This is a genomic window from Arcobacter sp. YIC-80 (assembly GCF_044841725.1).
Taxonomy (GTDB): domain Bacteria; phylum Campylobacterota; class Campylobacteria; order Campylobacterales; family Arcobacteraceae; genus Arcobacter_B.
In genome coordinates this window covers 184,428-198,780 of the sequence record NZ_JBJBSI010000002.1, presented here as the reverse complement: position 1 = coordinate 198,780, position 14,353 = coordinate 184,428, and the positions used below count along the sequence as shown (strand labels likewise).

Annotated in this window: 14 protein-coding genes; 5 read left to right on the top strand and 9 right to left on the bottom strand. The window is 29.2% G+C overall.

Features of this window, described 5'->3' with window-relative positions; translation table 11 throughout:
* Nucleotides 1-47: 47 nt before the first annotated feature.
* Complete coding sequence (locus ACH5BK_RS04955; RefSeq protein ID WP_404305041.1) at nt 48-1,121, bottom strand: TRAP transporter substrate-binding protein; 1,074 nt, start codon at nt 1,119-1,121, stop codon at nt 48-50.
* A gap of 195 nt (nt 1,122-1,316) precedes the next feature.
* Between ACH5BK_RS04955 and ACH5BK_RS04950 the strand changes: the two genes are divergently transcribed.
* The gene (locus ACH5BK_RS04950; protein ID WP_404305039.1) at nt 1,317-1,835 is read left to right on the top strand and encodes a GNAT family N-acetyltransferase; all 519 of its coding nucleotides are present in this window, start codon (nt 1,317-1,319) and stop codon (nt 1,833-1,835) included.
* On the opposite strand, the gene ACH5BK_RS04945 is transcribed toward ACH5BK_RS04950, so the two are convergent.
* The 7 genes from ACH5BK_RS04945 to ACH5BK_RS04915 form a co-directional block, all read right to left on the bottom strand.
* On the bottom strand, nt 1,832-2,482 hold the full coding sequence (locus tag ACH5BK_RS04945) for a response regulator transcription factor (RefSeq protein WP_404305038.1): 651 nt from the start codon (nt 2,480-2,482) through the stop codon (nt 1,832-1,834). The two genes, ACH5BK_RS04950 and ACH5BK_RS04945, sit on opposite strands and share 4 nt — an antisense overlap.
* Nucleotides 2,483-2,484: 2 nt before the next feature.
* A complete protein-coding gene (locus tag ACH5BK_RS04940; protein ID WP_404305036.1) occupies nt 2,485-4,677 on the bottom strand; it encodes an ABC transporter substrate binding protein in 2,193 nt (730 codons plus the stop codon).
* Between the two features lie 28 nt (nt 4,678-4,705).
* The gene (locus ACH5BK_RS04935; RefSeq protein ID WP_404305034.1) at nt 4,706-5,296 is read right to left on the bottom strand and encodes a lactate utilization protein C; all 591 of its coding nucleotides are present in this window, start codon (nt 5,294-5,296) and stop codon (nt 4,706-4,708) included.
* Complete coding sequence (locus ACH5BK_RS04930) at nt 5,289-6,659, bottom strand: lactate utilization protein B (RefSeq protein ID WP_404305032.1); 1,371 nt, start codon at nt 6,657-6,659, stop codon at nt 5,289-5,291. Before ACH5BK_RS04930 ends, ACH5BK_RS04935 begins: the two co-directional genes overlap by 8 nt.
* Nucleotides 6,656-7,405 carry a (Fe-S)-binding protein gene (locus tag ACH5BK_RS04925; protein WP_404305030.1) on the bottom strand — a complete coding sequence of 250 codons (750 nt, stop codon included), beginning with the start codon at nt 7,403-7,405 and terminating at the stop codon, nt 6,656-6,658. The genes ACH5BK_RS04930 and ACH5BK_RS04925 overlap by 4 nt, the downstream gene beginning before the upstream one ends.
* Before the next feature lie 80 nt (nt 7,406-7,485).
* Nucleotides 7,486-7,911, bottom strand: a complete 426-nt coding sequence (locus ACH5BK_RS04920; RefSeq protein ID WP_404305276.1) for a class I SAM-dependent methyltransferase — start codon at nt 7,909-7,911, stop codon at nt 7,486-7,488.
* A gap of 172 nt (nt 7,912-8,083) precedes the next feature.
* A complete protein-coding gene (locus ACH5BK_RS04915) occupies nt 8,084-8,524 on the bottom strand; it encodes a deoxycytidylate deaminase (RefSeq protein ID WP_404305028.1) in 441 nt (146 codons plus the stop codon).
* Between the two features lie 171 nt (nt 8,525-8,695).
* On the opposite strand from ACH5BK_RS04915, the gene accB reads away from it, so the two are divergent.
* The 3 genes from accB to ACH5BK_RS04900 all read left to right on the top strand — a co-directional run bounded on the left by accB (nt 8,696) and on the right by ACH5BK_RS04900 (nt 12,276).
* Nucleotides 8,696-9,157 carry an acetyl-CoA carboxylase biotin carboxyl carrier protein gene (gene accB, locus ACH5BK_RS04910; protein WP_404305026.1) on the top strand — a complete coding sequence of 154 codons (462 nt, stop codon included), beginning with the start codon at nt 8,696-8,698 and terminating at the stop codon, nt 9,155-9,157.
* Nucleotides 9,158-9,170: 13 nt separating this feature from the next.
* Nucleotides 9,171-10,523 carry an acetyl-CoA carboxylase biotin carboxylase subunit gene (locus ACH5BK_RS04905; RefSeq protein WP_404305024.1) on the top strand — a complete coding sequence of 451 codons (1,353 nt, stop codon included), beginning with the start codon at nt 9,171-9,173 and terminating at the stop codon, nt 10,521-10,523.
* 247 nt (nt 10,524-10,770) lie between these two features.
* Complete coding sequence (locus tag ACH5BK_RS04900; RefSeq protein WP_404305022.1) at nt 10,771-12,276, top strand: DEAD/DEAH box helicase; 1,506 nt, start codon at nt 10,771-10,773, stop codon at nt 12,274-12,276.
* A gap of 12 nt (nt 12,277-12,288) precedes the next feature.
* On the opposite strand, the gene ACH5BK_RS04895 is transcribed toward ACH5BK_RS04900, so the two are convergent.
* Nucleotides 12,289-12,504 (bottom strand): hypothetical protein, encoded by a 216-nt coding sequence (locus ACH5BK_RS04895; protein WP_404305020.1) that lies wholly within the window; start codon nt 12,502-12,504, stop codon nt 12,289-12,291.
* Between the two features lie 238 nt (nt 12,505-12,742).
* Here ACH5BK_RS04895 and ACH5BK_RS04890 point away from each other — a divergent pair, with 238 nt between their 5' ends.
* Nucleotides 12,743-14,344, top strand: a complete 1,602-nt coding sequence (locus ACH5BK_RS04890; RefSeq protein WP_404305018.1) for an inorganic phosphate transporter — start codon at nt 12,743-12,745, stop codon at nt 14,342-14,344.
* The last annotated feature ends 9 nt before the right edge of the window (nt 14,345-14,353 follow it).

Here is a 14,353-nt window from a genome sequence, read left to right as displayed (position 1 = left end):
AATCTTGAAGATTATAACTCCCAAGAAAGGGAGTTATAACATATATCTTATAAGTTGTCTTTTAAGTATAAGTAATCTGACATTTTAGTCCACTCTCTAGCTTTCTTTTGGTAAGCTGCTTGAGAATCTAAAATCTCTTTTAATAATGGATTATTTTTTGTTTTCTCAGCTATTAATTCTTTGTTTGTTTTTTTCATAGCGTCCATTACTGGTTTTGGGAAAGTTTTGATTTTGATGTTTGGGAAATCTTTTTCAATTTTTGCCCATGCTTCAGCACTCATGTGATAGTTTTGAATATACATATCATAAGCACTTACTCTCATTGCTGTAACTAAGATTTGTTGTAAATCTTTTGGTAACTTTTTGAACTTTCTTTCATTTACAAGGTATTGTAAATCTAAACCTGGTTCATGCCATCCTGTGTAGTAGTATGGTGCAATTTTGTTGAATCCCATTTTGATGTCCATCCCAGGTCCAACCCATTCAAGTGCATCAATAGTACCTCTTTCAAGTGAAGTATATAATTCACCTGGAGCAATATTTGTAACAGTTAATCCTAATTTTGCCATAACTTCACCAGCAAACCCAGGAATTCTCATTTTAAGACCTTTTAAGTCATCAACAGTATTAATTTCTTTTCTGAACCATCCACCCATTTGATTTCCAGTTGATCCACCAGGGAATGATAATACTTTATGTTTTTTATAAACTTTTTTCATAAGTTCCATTCCACCACCGTGGTAGAACCATGCATATTGTTCAGGTGTAGTCATACCAAATGGCATTGTACTAAATGGTAAAGTATTGATATCTTTACCTTTCCAATAATATGAAGCTGAGTGACCCATATCATATTGACCACCTTTAACCATATCTAAAATACCAAGTGCGGCTTTATGTTTATTAGAAGCGTCAACTCTGATTACTAATCTTCCATCTGACATTTCTTTAACCATTTTAGCCATATTTTTTGGTGCATCAATAAATGGTGTAAGTGTTGAACCCCAAGTAGTAGCAAGCTTCCACTTGTACACTTTCTCTTTTGCTACAGCAGCTGTACTTAAACCTGCAACAAGTGCAGAAGTTAAAAGTAATTTTGTTGTGTTTTTTAACATCATCATTCTCTCCTTTGATTTGTTATGTTTAAATTCTAACTTTTAGAAATGATAATGATATGATATTTTTACTGATAAAATGTATTTTTTATGTATGAAATCAGCCTAAAATTTTTAATTTATATAAATATAACGTCTTAAATTATGGTTTAACTCTTATTTGGATAAAGTACGTAAAATTTCATTAAATAGGTAATTAGAATGGATTTAAAAATAATTGATATCAAAGATAAGGATTTATTTACAAAAGCTTGGAGTCTTTATGAAAACTCTTTTCCTAGTATTGAAAAGAGAAGTTTGTTAGAGCAAGAGACTTTAATGAACAATAAAAAATATAAACCTTTAGCTTTTATTGAAGATGATATCATCATAGCTATTTTATTTTATTGGGATTTTAAACCTTATAGTTATATAGAACATTTTGCAGTAAATGATAAATTAAGAGGAATGTCTTATGGTTCAAAAATTTTAGAGAACTTTTTACAAGATAAAAAAGATGTTATTCTTGAGATTGAGTTAATAAGTGATGAAATTAGCCATAAAAGGCTAAAGTTCTATGAAAAATTTGATTTTAAAATAAATGAATTTAAGCACTATCAAGTACCTTTTAGGAAAAATCAAAAGGATTTAGAGTTATTACTTTTATCTTATAAAAGAAAACTTTCTTTTGATGAATATAAAAAATTATATTCGCAAATGAAAGAGTCTCTTTCTTTTTAGTTTGATTCTACTTTGAAGATATATCCTGTGTCAACTACAGTTTGGATATAGTCTTTTTGTAGAATTTTTCTAAGACGTCTTATTAAACTTCTTATTGATTCTAATGAAGCAAAACTTCCTTCCCAAACATAATTTTCAATACTTTCATAAGATAAGACTTGATTTTTTTTAGTTAAGAAAAGATTCATTAAAAGTCGCTCTTTTTTTGTTAACCTATTTTCTTCTCCATCAATTACAACTGTAGAAGATTTATAGTCAAAATAACAGTCTTTATCAAAATGTAAATAATCGTCTTGAATGTTACATAACTTCTCAATTTTTATCTCTAGTTCATCTATAAAAAATGGTTTTTTTAGATAGTCATTACAGCCAAAGTCATAAGACTCTTTTATTACATCAAGTTCAACACTTGCTGAAATGATTATTACTGGAATAGTTTCATAAAATTCTCTAATTCTTTTTAGAATCTTTATTCCATCAACATTTGGGACATTTATATCTAAAATAAAACAGCTATAGCCATCAGTTATTTTTTCATAAGCTTCAGCTCCATCAATATAAGCTTCAACTGTATAACCCTTTAGTTTTAATCTTTTTTTGATTGTTTCATTTAGTTTTTTATTATCTTCTAAAAGTAAAATTCTCATTTTTATACCTTTTTATGTGGAAGTTTTATGGTGAAAACAACGTTACCATGGTCATTTTTTACTGTGATTGAACCTCTCATTTTATCTTCTACTATAACTTTAGCCATATATAGTCCAATGCCAGTTCCATCTTCTTTTGTTGTGAAATATGGTTCGAAAATAGAGTTAATAATCTTATCTTCAATTTCTCCACCATCATCTAGTATCTCTATTATATTATAATTTTTATCTCTTTGAATATTAATTTCAATATTACCTTTTTTATTATGAGAGATATTGTTTTCCATGATTTTATTTTTAGCATTATTTATTAAATTTAATAAAACTTGTTTAAATTCATTTTCATATCCATAAATTAAAAGTTCTTCATTTTTATTTTTATAGTTAAATGTCATATTTATATTTGAGTAAAAAATTTGTTTTCCTATAATTTCATTTATCTCATTTAACGCTTTTGAAATAGAGAAGAGTTTTTTCTTTGTAGAGGGTTTTAAGAAGTTTCTAAAATCATTTAAAGTTCTTGACATATATTTTATTTGAATCATAGAGTCATTTACAAAATCTTTTACATCAACATCTTTAAGTTCATTTAAAAGATATGAAGTTTGAATATCTTGAACTTGAGCTGATAACTCTATTAGAGGTTCATTCCATTGATGGGCAATTGCTGCGACCATATCTCCCATTTCAGCTAATTTACTTTGTTGTATTAAAAACTGTTTTTGTTGTACTCTTTCAGTAATGTCATCCATAATACAAACAATCCCACCAACACTTCCATCAATATTTTTATATACTGCTTTATTTAAAATAATGTGTTTCATATTATTTGATGGTGTATAAAAGGTAAATTCAGAAGTACTTGTACAAAAAGTTTGCATTAACTCTTGGTCTATTTTTGTGTTTTTTAAAGCAATTTCATAAGGGAAAAAATCAAAAGCACTTTTTCCTATAACTTCATTTCTATCTTTACTAACTAAATTAGCAAAAGCTATATTACAACCAAGAAATTTTCCTTCAACATTCTTATAATATATAGGATTAGGGATAGTATCAAGAAGAACTTTATCAAATTCAAGTTGATTTGATAAAGCAAGTTCAAGTTTTTTTCTTCTTTTAATATTTGCTCTTAGAATCAGAACGATAATACTTAAAATCATAATTATAATTACAGCAAACACTATAAACTTTATAAACTTTCTATATACTGTATTTGGTTCATTTATGATGATATAATCACTTAAATAGTTGTCTACTTCAATATCAAACTTTTCTAACTCTTTAAAATCAAACATATATCTATTTGGAGACTTATCTATAATAGGAATATCTTGTATTTTTTTTCCATTTAAAACATCAATAGCCATTTTTGAAACGGATTCACCTTGTGCTATAGCAGAGGTTAAAAGTCCACCTACAATTCCATAATTTAAATAGAAATCCCATAGTCCATATATAGGAACTTTACTAGCTTCTTTTATTTGTAAAAAACTTTGTTTATATGTAAAGTATTTACCTGTAGTATCTTTGAAGAGAAGTACAAATAAAATAACATCATTTTTACCTAACTTTGAAACTTTATTTTTTAAATTCTCTATTTCCATTTTATCTACGTATTCAATTTTAAAATCTTTTTTATATTTTTTGATAATAGGTCTAAGATCTCTTTTTACAGCTAGACCTGTCTTTGATCTATCATTTATAATAAGAAGTTTGTTTATATTTGGATGTAAATCTTTTATAAGTTCAAAGTTTTTTTCTAAATCTACTTGTTCAACTACTCCTGTCATATATTTTTTCATATTGTTTTCATCAAGTAAGGCTTTATCAAAATTGTTAATACCACAAAAAAGTACAGGTAAATTTTCAAAAAGATAATTATGGTATCTTATAGTAAAATCAAAGGCATTATTATCACTTGCTATGATTAAATCAAAGGTTCTAGTTTTAAATCTTTCCTTATACAAAGCAGCTAATTTATCTAAATAAACAGGATCAGCTATATGTTTTGTGTCCATATAAACAGTTGTAAGTTCTATATTTTTATTTTTTGAAAACTCTTTTTCTATAGTTTTTGAAATATCATCACTCCAAACATACCCCTTATGATATGAGTGAAGTAATAAGACTTCTTTTGTATTATTTGCATATAAAAAGTTTATTATTAGTAAGCTAAATAGTATAATTTTTTTCATTTAAATATTCCTCTATTTAGCTATTATATCAAGATTTAGTAAAAATTACATATCCAGATTTTGGACCATGTGCACCAATTACAAGTGATTGTTCAATATCAGCTGTTTTAGAAGGCCCTGAAATAAACACCCCATAACCACTATCTTCAAAATTGATTTTAGTGTATGCTTCATGCATATTATTTAAAATATCTTTTTCATCTAAGACAGTTACAATATTTTGAGCTATAAAGTATAAGGCTCTATGTCTATTTTCTTCATTTTTCATCCAAACTGCTCCATTTTCGGCAATTGCGAAGTTGCCTTTTACTACAGCTAAATCAATATCTTTTAATTTGTGTGGATCATCTTGTTCATTTGAATCAAAATTTTTAAGTGAGAAGTTTTCAATATTTGAAGCTATGATTTTTTCATTGGGATAAAGTTCATTTATTGTTTTTTCTAAATCTTTTTTATCAATTAACAAAGCTTTCCCACCCACTGATTCAATCATAGTAGAAAATTTTTCAAACTTATCTTCAAAAGTAATACCAAAGTTTTCATAAGAGTTTGGAAGTTCAACATTTTCAACTACATTATTTTTTCTAATACTATTTAGAATTTTTTCTTTACTAGTCATCTAATTCTCCTTGTTCAAACATTTCTTTAAAACTTTTTTCTGGCATTTTTGGTAAATCTCTTTGTCTTCCCCATACATTTGCTTTATTATAAATAAGTGAATTTGGAAGTTTTGGAACAATTTTTCTAGCCATTTTCCCTGCAAAATCAAATAGTTTTGGTTTACTCATAAGCCATGCAGTAACTTTCATAGCCATTTTTTTCTTTGGGTCAATAAGTTTCATTTCACTTAAATCTTGTCTTCTTGCATAAAGTTGTGCATCTAAGTCGATTTTAGCAGGACAAACATGAGAACATGACCCACATAATGTACAAGCAAAAGGTAAACTATTGTGTTTTTCTGGCTCTTTTACAGAACCTAAAATTGATCCAATTGGTCCAGGAATAGTATATTCATAAGAGTGCCCTCCACTTCTTCTATAAACAGGACAAGTATTCATACAAGCCCCACATCTAATACAGTTTAGAGCTTTTTTATATTTTGTAGAACTTAAAAACTCACTTCTTTTATTATCTACAATAATTATGTGCATTTCTCCACCTTCAACAGGACCATGGAAGTGTGAAGTATAAGAAGTAATAGGTTGCCCTGTAGCACTTCTTGCAAGTAATCTTGTAAATACTGATAAATCCTCTAATCTTGGAATAATTTTTTCCATTCCCATAGAAGCAATATGAAATTTAGGAACAGAAGCACCCATATCAGCATTTCCTTCATTTGTACAAACAACAACCCCACCTGTATTAGCAATAGCAAAGTTTACACCTGTCATACCAGCATCAGCTGTTAGGAAATCTTCTCTTAAACTTGCTCTTGCTGCTCTTGTTAGATAAGTTGGGTCATCATTTCCTTTTTGTGTACCCAGTTTCTCATGGAAAGTATCAGAAACATCCATTTTCTTTAGGTGAATTGCGGGTAATACGATGTGTGAAGGAGGTTCATTTCTTAACTGAACAATTCTCTCACCTAAGTCTGTATCAATTACTTCAATTCCCTTTGCTTCTAAAAAAGGGTTTAAGTGACACTCTTCTGTTAGCATTGATTTAGATTTTACTAACTTTTTTACACCTTTTTCTTTTAGAAGTTTGTATGCAATTTCATTGTGCTCTTTCGCATCAGATGCCCAGTGAACAGTAATACCTTTGGCATTTGCATTTTTTTCAAATTCTAAAAGGTATTTATCAAGATTTGCCATTGTATGAGTTTTTATTTGATTAGCATATTCTCTTAATTGTTCCCATTCAGGAATAGATTTAGAAGCTAAGTCTCTTTTTGCTCTTACAAACCATAAAGCTTCATCATGCCAGTGCATTCTTTCATCATTAGCCACGAACTCTTTTGCATTTTGTGGATGTGTACTCATAGTTCTTCTCCTGCTAAAATTTGTGTAATATGCATTACTTTAATTGGATAGTTATTTCTATTAATTAGACCATCTATATGCATAAGACATGACATATCAGCACCTGTCATAACTCTAACGTCTGAATCTAAATGATCTTTAATTCTATCTTTACCCATAGCAACTGATACATCTTCTTCTGCAACACTAAACGTACCACCAAAACCACAGCATTCATCTTTTCTTTTTAATTCTACTAGTTCTATGTCTTTTACTGTATTTAATATATTTTCAAGTTTTGAATTATAAGGAACATTAAGTTCACTTGCAGTTCCAAGTTTTAAAGCTCTATGTCCATGACATGAGTTATGAAGTCCTACTTTATGTGCAAAAGATACATCAATTTTTAAGTTTTCTATACCTATTACATCATGTAAAAATTCACATACTTCATAAATAGAAGCTTTTACTTTATTATAGTCGGAGTCATTGTTAAAAAATGGTGCATAATGTTCTTTTACCATTGATACACATGAACCACTAGGTGCTACAATATAATCGTAGTTTTTGAAGTTTTTTATAAATTGTTTTGCTAATGTTTCTATATCTTTTGAGCAACCAGAGTTTGCCATAGGCTGTCCACAGCAAGTTTGACTCATTGGGTACTCAATCTCTAAACCTTGTTTTTTTAATATTTTATATGTTGCTTTACAAATGTCTGGATATAGCTCATTCATAAAACATGGAATAAATAGACCAACTTTCATACATACTCCTTTGTTGTTATAAGATAATTTTATAGTTTACGTATGAAATATATATGATATTTTGCATTTTACTTAACTAATTAGTCAAGTAATTTTTTTAAGTACACACTTATATCATTATCTAAGTAACCATTTTGTACTTTTATCTCACAAGGTAATGTCTTACAAAATTCGATAACTTCGCTATAATCAACATCATTTAGAGTATCTTTTTTTAAAAAGTTAAAAATAAAACCTTTATTTGAATTGTTAAAACACTTATTAATAAAGATTAGAATCTCTTCTTTTGTTAATATATTTAAAGCTCCACTACAAATATAATAATCTTTTGCTATTAATGTATCTTCTAAGATATTAGTTACTTTTAGTTCAATCTCAGCTAGTCTTTTTTTTGCTAAATTTATCATCTGCTCTTCCATATCTAAACCTATATACTCTTTAGGAATGATATCATTTTTAAAAAGATAAACATATAATTCTGCAAAGCCACATCCTGCATCTACCAGAGTACTTTGTTTAATATCATCAATTATAAAAGATATTAGAATTTCAAATCTTTTATATTGTGTATATTTTGATTGCCAATGTACAGCTTGATGACTGATTCCATATTTTTTTATAACATGATTATAAAAAGAATGATTGTATTTACTTCCTATTTTGTATTTACTATTCCAACTAATTTTTTACTACCTTCTCTATTATGACATTGTTATCTTTGATAAATTTAGATACAACTTCTGAGTTTGTGTGTTCATAAGCTCTATCATAAACTATTCTTTTAATCCCTGCTGCTATTAAGTTTTTAGAACATTCACTACATGGTTCTAATGTTACATATATAGTTGCACCTTCTATTGAAATACCTTTTCTTGCAGCCCAAATAAGAGCATTCATCTCAGCATGAATTTCATAAGTTTTTGACCAGTCATGGTGATCTTTTGTATATTCACCCTTCCAATGATCACTACAGTTTGTATAACCTGTTGGAGTACCATTATAACCTGTTGATAGAATTCTTCCATCTTTTACGATAACAGCTCCAACTTGTTTTGAAACACATTTTGAAGCACTTGCTATTTCATGGGCTATGTTTATAAATGTTTGATCATTTAGCATTTTATTCCTATAATTTTTTTAAAATTATAGCAAATTATATTGAATAATATAAAATCAATAAAAAAATCAGTTCTTTTTCTTAAACGAAGCTTTTATTATATGTTAAAAATATACTTATAATCTATTTTTTGCTAAGATATTTAAAAAATTTGACGAATTAAAAGGCTAATTATGGATTTTAAAGAAATAAAAGAACTAATAAGAGTATTTGATAAGAGTGAACTTAACAAACTTAAAGTAAAAGAAGGTGAGTTTGAAATTGCAATGCAAAAAGGTTTCGAATCTAATACTGTTGTTACTTCAACTGAGCCAGTTTACACACAAGCTGCACCTGTTGCTGCTCCTGCTGCTACACCTGCACCTGTTGCTGCTGAAGCTACAAGTAATATTTCAGGTGAAACTATTAAATCACCAATGGTAGGAACATTCTATGCTTCTCCATCTCCTGAAGCACCAACATTTGTTAAGGTTGGAGATACAGTTAAAAAAGGTCAAACTTTATGTATTTTAGAAGCTATGAAAATTATGAATGAAGTTGAAGCTGAATATGATTGTAAAATTATTGATATTTTAGTTAAAGATGGTGAACCTGTAGAATACGATATGCCAATTTTTGTTGTTGAAAAAGCGTAGTAAGAGCTAAGACATGGCAGAAATTAAAAAAATATTAATCGCTAATAGAGGTGAAATAGTTCAAAGAGCTATTAGAACTATTAGAGAAATGGGTAAAAAATCTGTTGCTGTTTATTCTGCTGGAGATAAAAATGCTTCATATTTAAAACATGCAGACGAAGCAGTATGTATTGGTGGTGCAAAATCATCTGACTCATATTTAAATATTCCTGCAATTATTACAGCTGCAGAAATGACTGGATGTGATGCAATTTTCCCTGGTTATGGTTTCTTATCTGAAAACCAAGACTTTGTAGAAATTTGTAAACTTCATGGTATTAAATTTATTGGGCCTTCTACTGATGTAATGGAGAAAATGGCTGATAAATCTAAAGCTAAAGAAGAAATGATTAAAGCTGGTGTTCCTGTAGTTCCTGGTTCTGATGGTGCTGTACATACACTTGAAGAAGCTAGAAAAGTAGCTGCTGAAATTGGTTATCCTATTATGGCTAAAGCATCTGCTGGTGGTGGTGGAAGAGGAATGAGACTTATTACAGATGAGTCTGAATTCGACCAATTATTCATGGCTGCATCATCAGAAGCATTAGCTGCATTTGGTGATGGTACTATGTATTTAGAGAGATTTATTAACAACCCAAGACATATTGAAGTTCAAGTTGTTGGAGATTCTCATGGTAATGCTATTCATATTGGTGAGAGAGATTGTTCTTTACAAAGAAGACACCAAAAAGTTATTGAAGAGTCACCTGCAATTTTATTAAATGATGAAACGAGAGCTCATTTACATAATGTTGCTGTAAAAGCTACTAAATATTTAAAATATGAAGGTGCTGGTACTTTTGAATTCTTAGCAGATGATAAACAAAATATTTATTTCATGGAAATGAATACTAGACTTCAAGTTGAACACCCTGTATCTGAAATGGTATCAGGAATTGATATTATTGAATTAATGATTAAAGTTGCAGAAGGTGCAGAATTACCTCCTCAAGAAAAAATCAAATTCAGAGGTCATGCTATTGAAGTTAGAATTACTGCTGAAGATCCTAACTCATTCCTTCCTTGTCCAGGAAAAGTTACTCAATGGTTTGTACCAGGTGGAAGAAATGTAAGAGTTGATTCTCATGTATATACAAACTATGTTGTACCACCTCATTATGATTCAATGATTGGTAAACTAATTGTTTGGGGAAGAGATAGAAATAAAGCAATTAATATTATGAAAAGAGCTTTAAATGAGTTTGAAGTAGAAGGAATTAAAACAACTATTCCATTCCACCAAAAAATGATGGAAAATGAAGATTTCATCTCAAATAACTATGATACTAAGTATCTTGAAGGTTACAAAAGCTTAGACGATATCTAAATTAAAAGGAGCAAAAAAAGCTCCTTTTTTTCTTTAAAGCTTAAATTTATATAAAATTAAGTATAATGAGTGAAATTATACACATTTTATATACCCTATTAATTCTTTTGTACGAAAAGAATATTATAATAAGCTGACCTACTCACAAAAGAACAACACATTATTACAAATGTTTATGTTAAATTTTATTGAGAAGATAAATATATAAACCTGTGTATCAATTTTATAAATTATACTAAGGTAACGAATGACATTTAACGAATTTAATTTCAAAGAAGATTTACATAAGGCGATAGACGGTGCTGGTTTTCAAGAGCCAAGTCCTATTCAAGAAAAAGCAATTCCTGTAGTTTTAAGCGGTAAGGATATTGTAGGACAAGCTCAAACTGGTACTGGTAAAACTGCAGCTTTTGGTCTTCCAATATTAAATATGATGAAGTGTGATGGTTCGGTTGAAGCAGTTATAATAGTTCCAACAAGAGAACTTGCGATGCAAGTTTCTGATGAAATTTTTAGGTTTGGAAAATTTTTAGGTATTAACACAGCAACTGTTTATGGTGGACAATCATATTCAAGACAATTAAAACACATTGCAAACGCAAGTGTAATTATTGCGACACCAGGTAGATTTTTAGATTTATTAAGAGACAAGAAAATAGATATTAAACCATCTTATGTAGTTTTAGATGAAGCTGATGAGATGTTAGATATGGGCTTCTTAGATGACATTAAAGAGATTTTCACTTTTATGCCAGCTTCAAGACAAACAGTTCTTTTCTCTGCAACAATGCCTAATGCAATTAAAAATCTAGCTAAAACAATTTTAGTTGAGCCTGAGTTTATTACTATTACAAAAAAAGAAGTAACTAACTCTAAAATTACTCAAACATATTATGTAGTTGATGAGCATGAAAGAGATGATGCTTTAATTAGACTATTTGATTTTAAAAACCCAGATAAATCAATTATTTTTTGTAGAACAAAAAAAGAAGTTGATAGATTATCTACATTTTTAGTATCTCAAGGATATATGGCTAAGGGGCTTCATGGTGATATGGAGCAAAGACAAAGAGAAGAAGCTATTAGAGCTTTTAAAACATCTAAATTAGAGATTCTAATCGCAACAGATGTTGCAGCAAGAGGACTTGATGTAAGTGATGTAACTCACGTATTTAACTATCATTTACCATTTGATTCTGAGTCTTATGTACATAGAATTGGTAGAACAGGTAGAGCAGGAAAAGAAGGTATGGCAGTTTCAATTGTAACTCCACACGAATTTAGAATGCTTCAAAAAATTGAAAAAACTACTGGTTCTAAACTTGAAGGTAAACAAGTTCCAAATATCTCTTCTGTAAAAGAGAAAAAAGTAACTGATTTAAAACAAAAGATTACAAATCAAGATGTTAAAGATCATGCTTTACAACTTGTTGAAGATTTAAAAGAAGAGTTCGATATTTCAACTATTGCATTCAAATTAGCTTCAATGATTTCAGAATCTACTTATGTTAAAGGTAATAACAAAATTGGTAAATCTGAGAATGATATTGAAAGATTAATTCAAAGAGCTAAAAATAGTAGTGGTTCTGATAGAAGAGGTGGAAATAGAAACTCAAGAGGTGGACATAGAGGTGGATCAAGAAATGGTTCAAGAGGTGGAAGCAACGGAAGAAGAGATTCTAGAAGTAGAGACTCAAGAGGTTCAAGAGGCGGAAACTCAAGTGGTGGAAGTAGAAATAGAAGAAGAGATTAATCTCTTCTTTTATTAATTATTATAATAGCTTTTTAGAGCTTTCTTAGCTTTTTTATAAGCTGCTTTAGTATCTTTACCAAATCCTCTAAATACACCATCTTTATTAAAAAACTCAATCATATCAAGCTTTTCTCTAGTTTTAACTTTCACTACTCTAAAGATGTCAAATTCATTTTGTATTTTTTCAATATTTGGAAGATCATTTTTTGAAAGAATTGTAACTTTCATACTGTCTCCTTTATGTATATTATCTATATTTTATGACTATTATACATAAAAGAAGTATATTTGTCAAATGAAATGTAACATATAAAAGAATAAGTATTTAAAAGAATTTAGAAAAAAACAAAGAATATAATATAGAGAAATGACTTAAGTTAAGTATTTTAGTCATAATAACTTTAAGTTTACTTAAATAATAAGTAAGGAAGTATCCATTAAAATATTAGTCTTATTAAGCTACAAAATGGTTACAAAAAGGGTTACTTTGGATATTAAGACAATCGATTCATTTGACAAGGCAGCAGAAAAAACGCTTCCTGGTTTCGCAAAATTGTCCCTAGCACTTCTATTTATGCTAGTGGTTTTTCTTTGGTCATATACTTCACATGGGGATATGCCTAATAATACGTTTTTAATTATTGGTGCAGTATTTGGAGCTTATATGGCTATGAATATTGGTGCAAATGATGTTGCGAATAATGTTGGACCTGCTGTTGGTTCAAAAGCAATGACTTTAATGTGGGCAATTGTTATAGCTGCAATATTCGAAGCAATGGGAGCTTTAATAGCAGGTGGAGATGTTGTAAAAACGATTAAAAAAGGTATTATTGATCCAGCTTTAATATCAAATCCAGATATTTTTATTTGGGCAATGACAGCGGCTTTATTATCTGCTGCAATATGGCTTAACTTTGCTACTTCTGTAGGAGCTCCTGTATCAACAACTCATTCAATTGTAGGTGGTGTAATGGGTGCTGGTATTGCTGCTGCTGGTTTTGCTATTGTTTCTTGGGGAACTATGGGAAAAATTGCCGCTTCTTGGGTTATTTCACCTGTTCTTGGTGGAATTATTGCAGCAACCTTTCTTTATATAATAAAGACCAAGATAGTCTATAAAAAAGATATGATTGAAGCCTCACAAAAAATTGTTCCTTATTTAGTTGCAATTATGTCTTGGGCTTTTTCAACTTACCTTATCTTAAAAGGTGTTAAAAAAATCATTAAACTTGATTTTATAACAGCAGCTTCAATTGGTTTAGTAATTGCTGTTATTGTTTATATATTAGTAAAACCACTTATTTTAAAAGCCTCACAAAAGTTATCAAATGATAGAGATAGCGTAAATTCATTATTTACAATTCCTTTAATTTTTGCGGCTGCTCTACTTTCTTTTGCACATGGTGCAAATGATGTGGCAAATGCAATTGGACCATTAGCTGCGATTAATGATGCAGTTATGAATTCAGGAATTTCTACAAAGGTTGATATTCCATTTTGGGTTATGGCAGTTGGAGCTATAGGTATTGCTATAGGACTTGCTTTATATGGACCAAGACTTATTAAAACAGTTGGTTCTGAAATCACTGAACTTGATCAGATGAGAGCTTATTCTATTGCTATGGCAGCTGCTATTACTGTTATTATTGCTTCTCAATTAGGACTTCCTGTATCTTCAACACATATTGCAGTTGGTGGTGTATTTGGGGTTGGTTTCTTAAGAGAGTATTTAGATAATCATGAAACAAGAGCTTTACAAAATCTTAGAAAAAAATTTAAAAAGCATAAAAAAGAGTTAGATTCTATGACAAAAGAGTTAGAACAACTTGAATCATTAGAAAAGAAGTCTAAATCTGATTATGTAAGAATTGTTGAATTATATAAAGGTTTAGAAGAGAAACAAGAGATTGTAAAACAAGAAAAAAGAGATGTAAAGCAAGCAAAAAGTACAAAATATGTAAAAAGAGATGCAGTTAAAAAAATAGTTGCAGCTTGGATTATTACAGTGCCAGCCGCAGGTATTTTATCAGCAGGTATTTTCTTTATGATTAAAGGTATTATGGGATAAATTTTTATC

Excerpts from the sequence above, each read along its gene's own strand:
- ACH5BK_RS04955 (WP_404305041.1), bottom strand. The coding sequence starts at position 1,121 with ATGATGATGTTAAAAAACACAACAAAATTACTTTTAACTTCTGCACTT.
- ACH5BK_RS04950 (WP_404305039.1), top strand. The coding sequence starts at position 1,317 with ATGGATTTAAAAATAATTGATATCAAAGATAAGGATTTATTTACAAAA.
- ACH5BK_RS04945 (WP_404305038.1), bottom strand. The coding sequence starts at position 2,482 with ATGAGAATTTTACTTTTAGAAGATAATAAAAAACTAAATGAAACAATC.
- ACH5BK_RS04940 (WP_404305036.1), bottom strand. The coding sequence starts at position 4,677 with ATGAAAAAAATTATACTATTTAGCTTACTAATAATAAACTTTTTATAT.
- ACH5BK_RS04935 (WP_404305034.1), bottom strand. The coding sequence starts at position 5,296 with ATGACTAGTAAAGAAAAAATTCTAAATAGTATTAGAAAAAATAATGTA.
- ACH5BK_RS04930 (WP_404305032.1), bottom strand. The coding sequence starts at position 6,659 with ATGAGTACACATCCACAAAATGCAAAAGAGTTCGTGGCTAATGATGAA.
- ACH5BK_RS04925 (WP_404305030.1), bottom strand. The coding sequence starts at position 7,405 with ATGAAAGTTGGTCTATTTATTCCATGTTTTATGAATGAGCTATATCCA.
- ACH5BK_RS04915 (WP_404305028.1), bottom strand. The coding sequence starts at position 8,524 with ATGCTAAATGATCAAACATTTATAAACATAGCCCATGAAATAGCAAGT.
- accB (WP_404305026.1), top strand. The coding sequence starts at position 8,696 with ATGGATTTTAAAGAAATAAAAGAACTAATAAGAGTATTTGATAAGAGT.
- ACH5BK_RS04905 (WP_404305024.1), top strand. The coding sequence starts at position 9,171 with ATGGCAGAAATTAAAAAAATATTAATCGCTAATAGAGGTGAAATAGTT.
- ACH5BK_RS04900 (WP_404305022.1), top strand. The coding sequence starts at position 10,771 with ATGACATTTAACGAATTTAATTTCAAAGAAGATTTACATAAGGCGATA.
- ACH5BK_RS04895 (WP_404305020.1), bottom strand. The coding sequence starts at position 12,504 with ATGAAAGTTACAATTCTTTCAAAAAATGATCTTCCAAATATTGAAAAA.
- ACH5BK_RS04890 (WP_404305018.1), top strand. The coding sequence starts at position 12,743 with ATGGTTACAAAAAGGGTTACTTTGGATATTAAGACAATCGATTCATTT.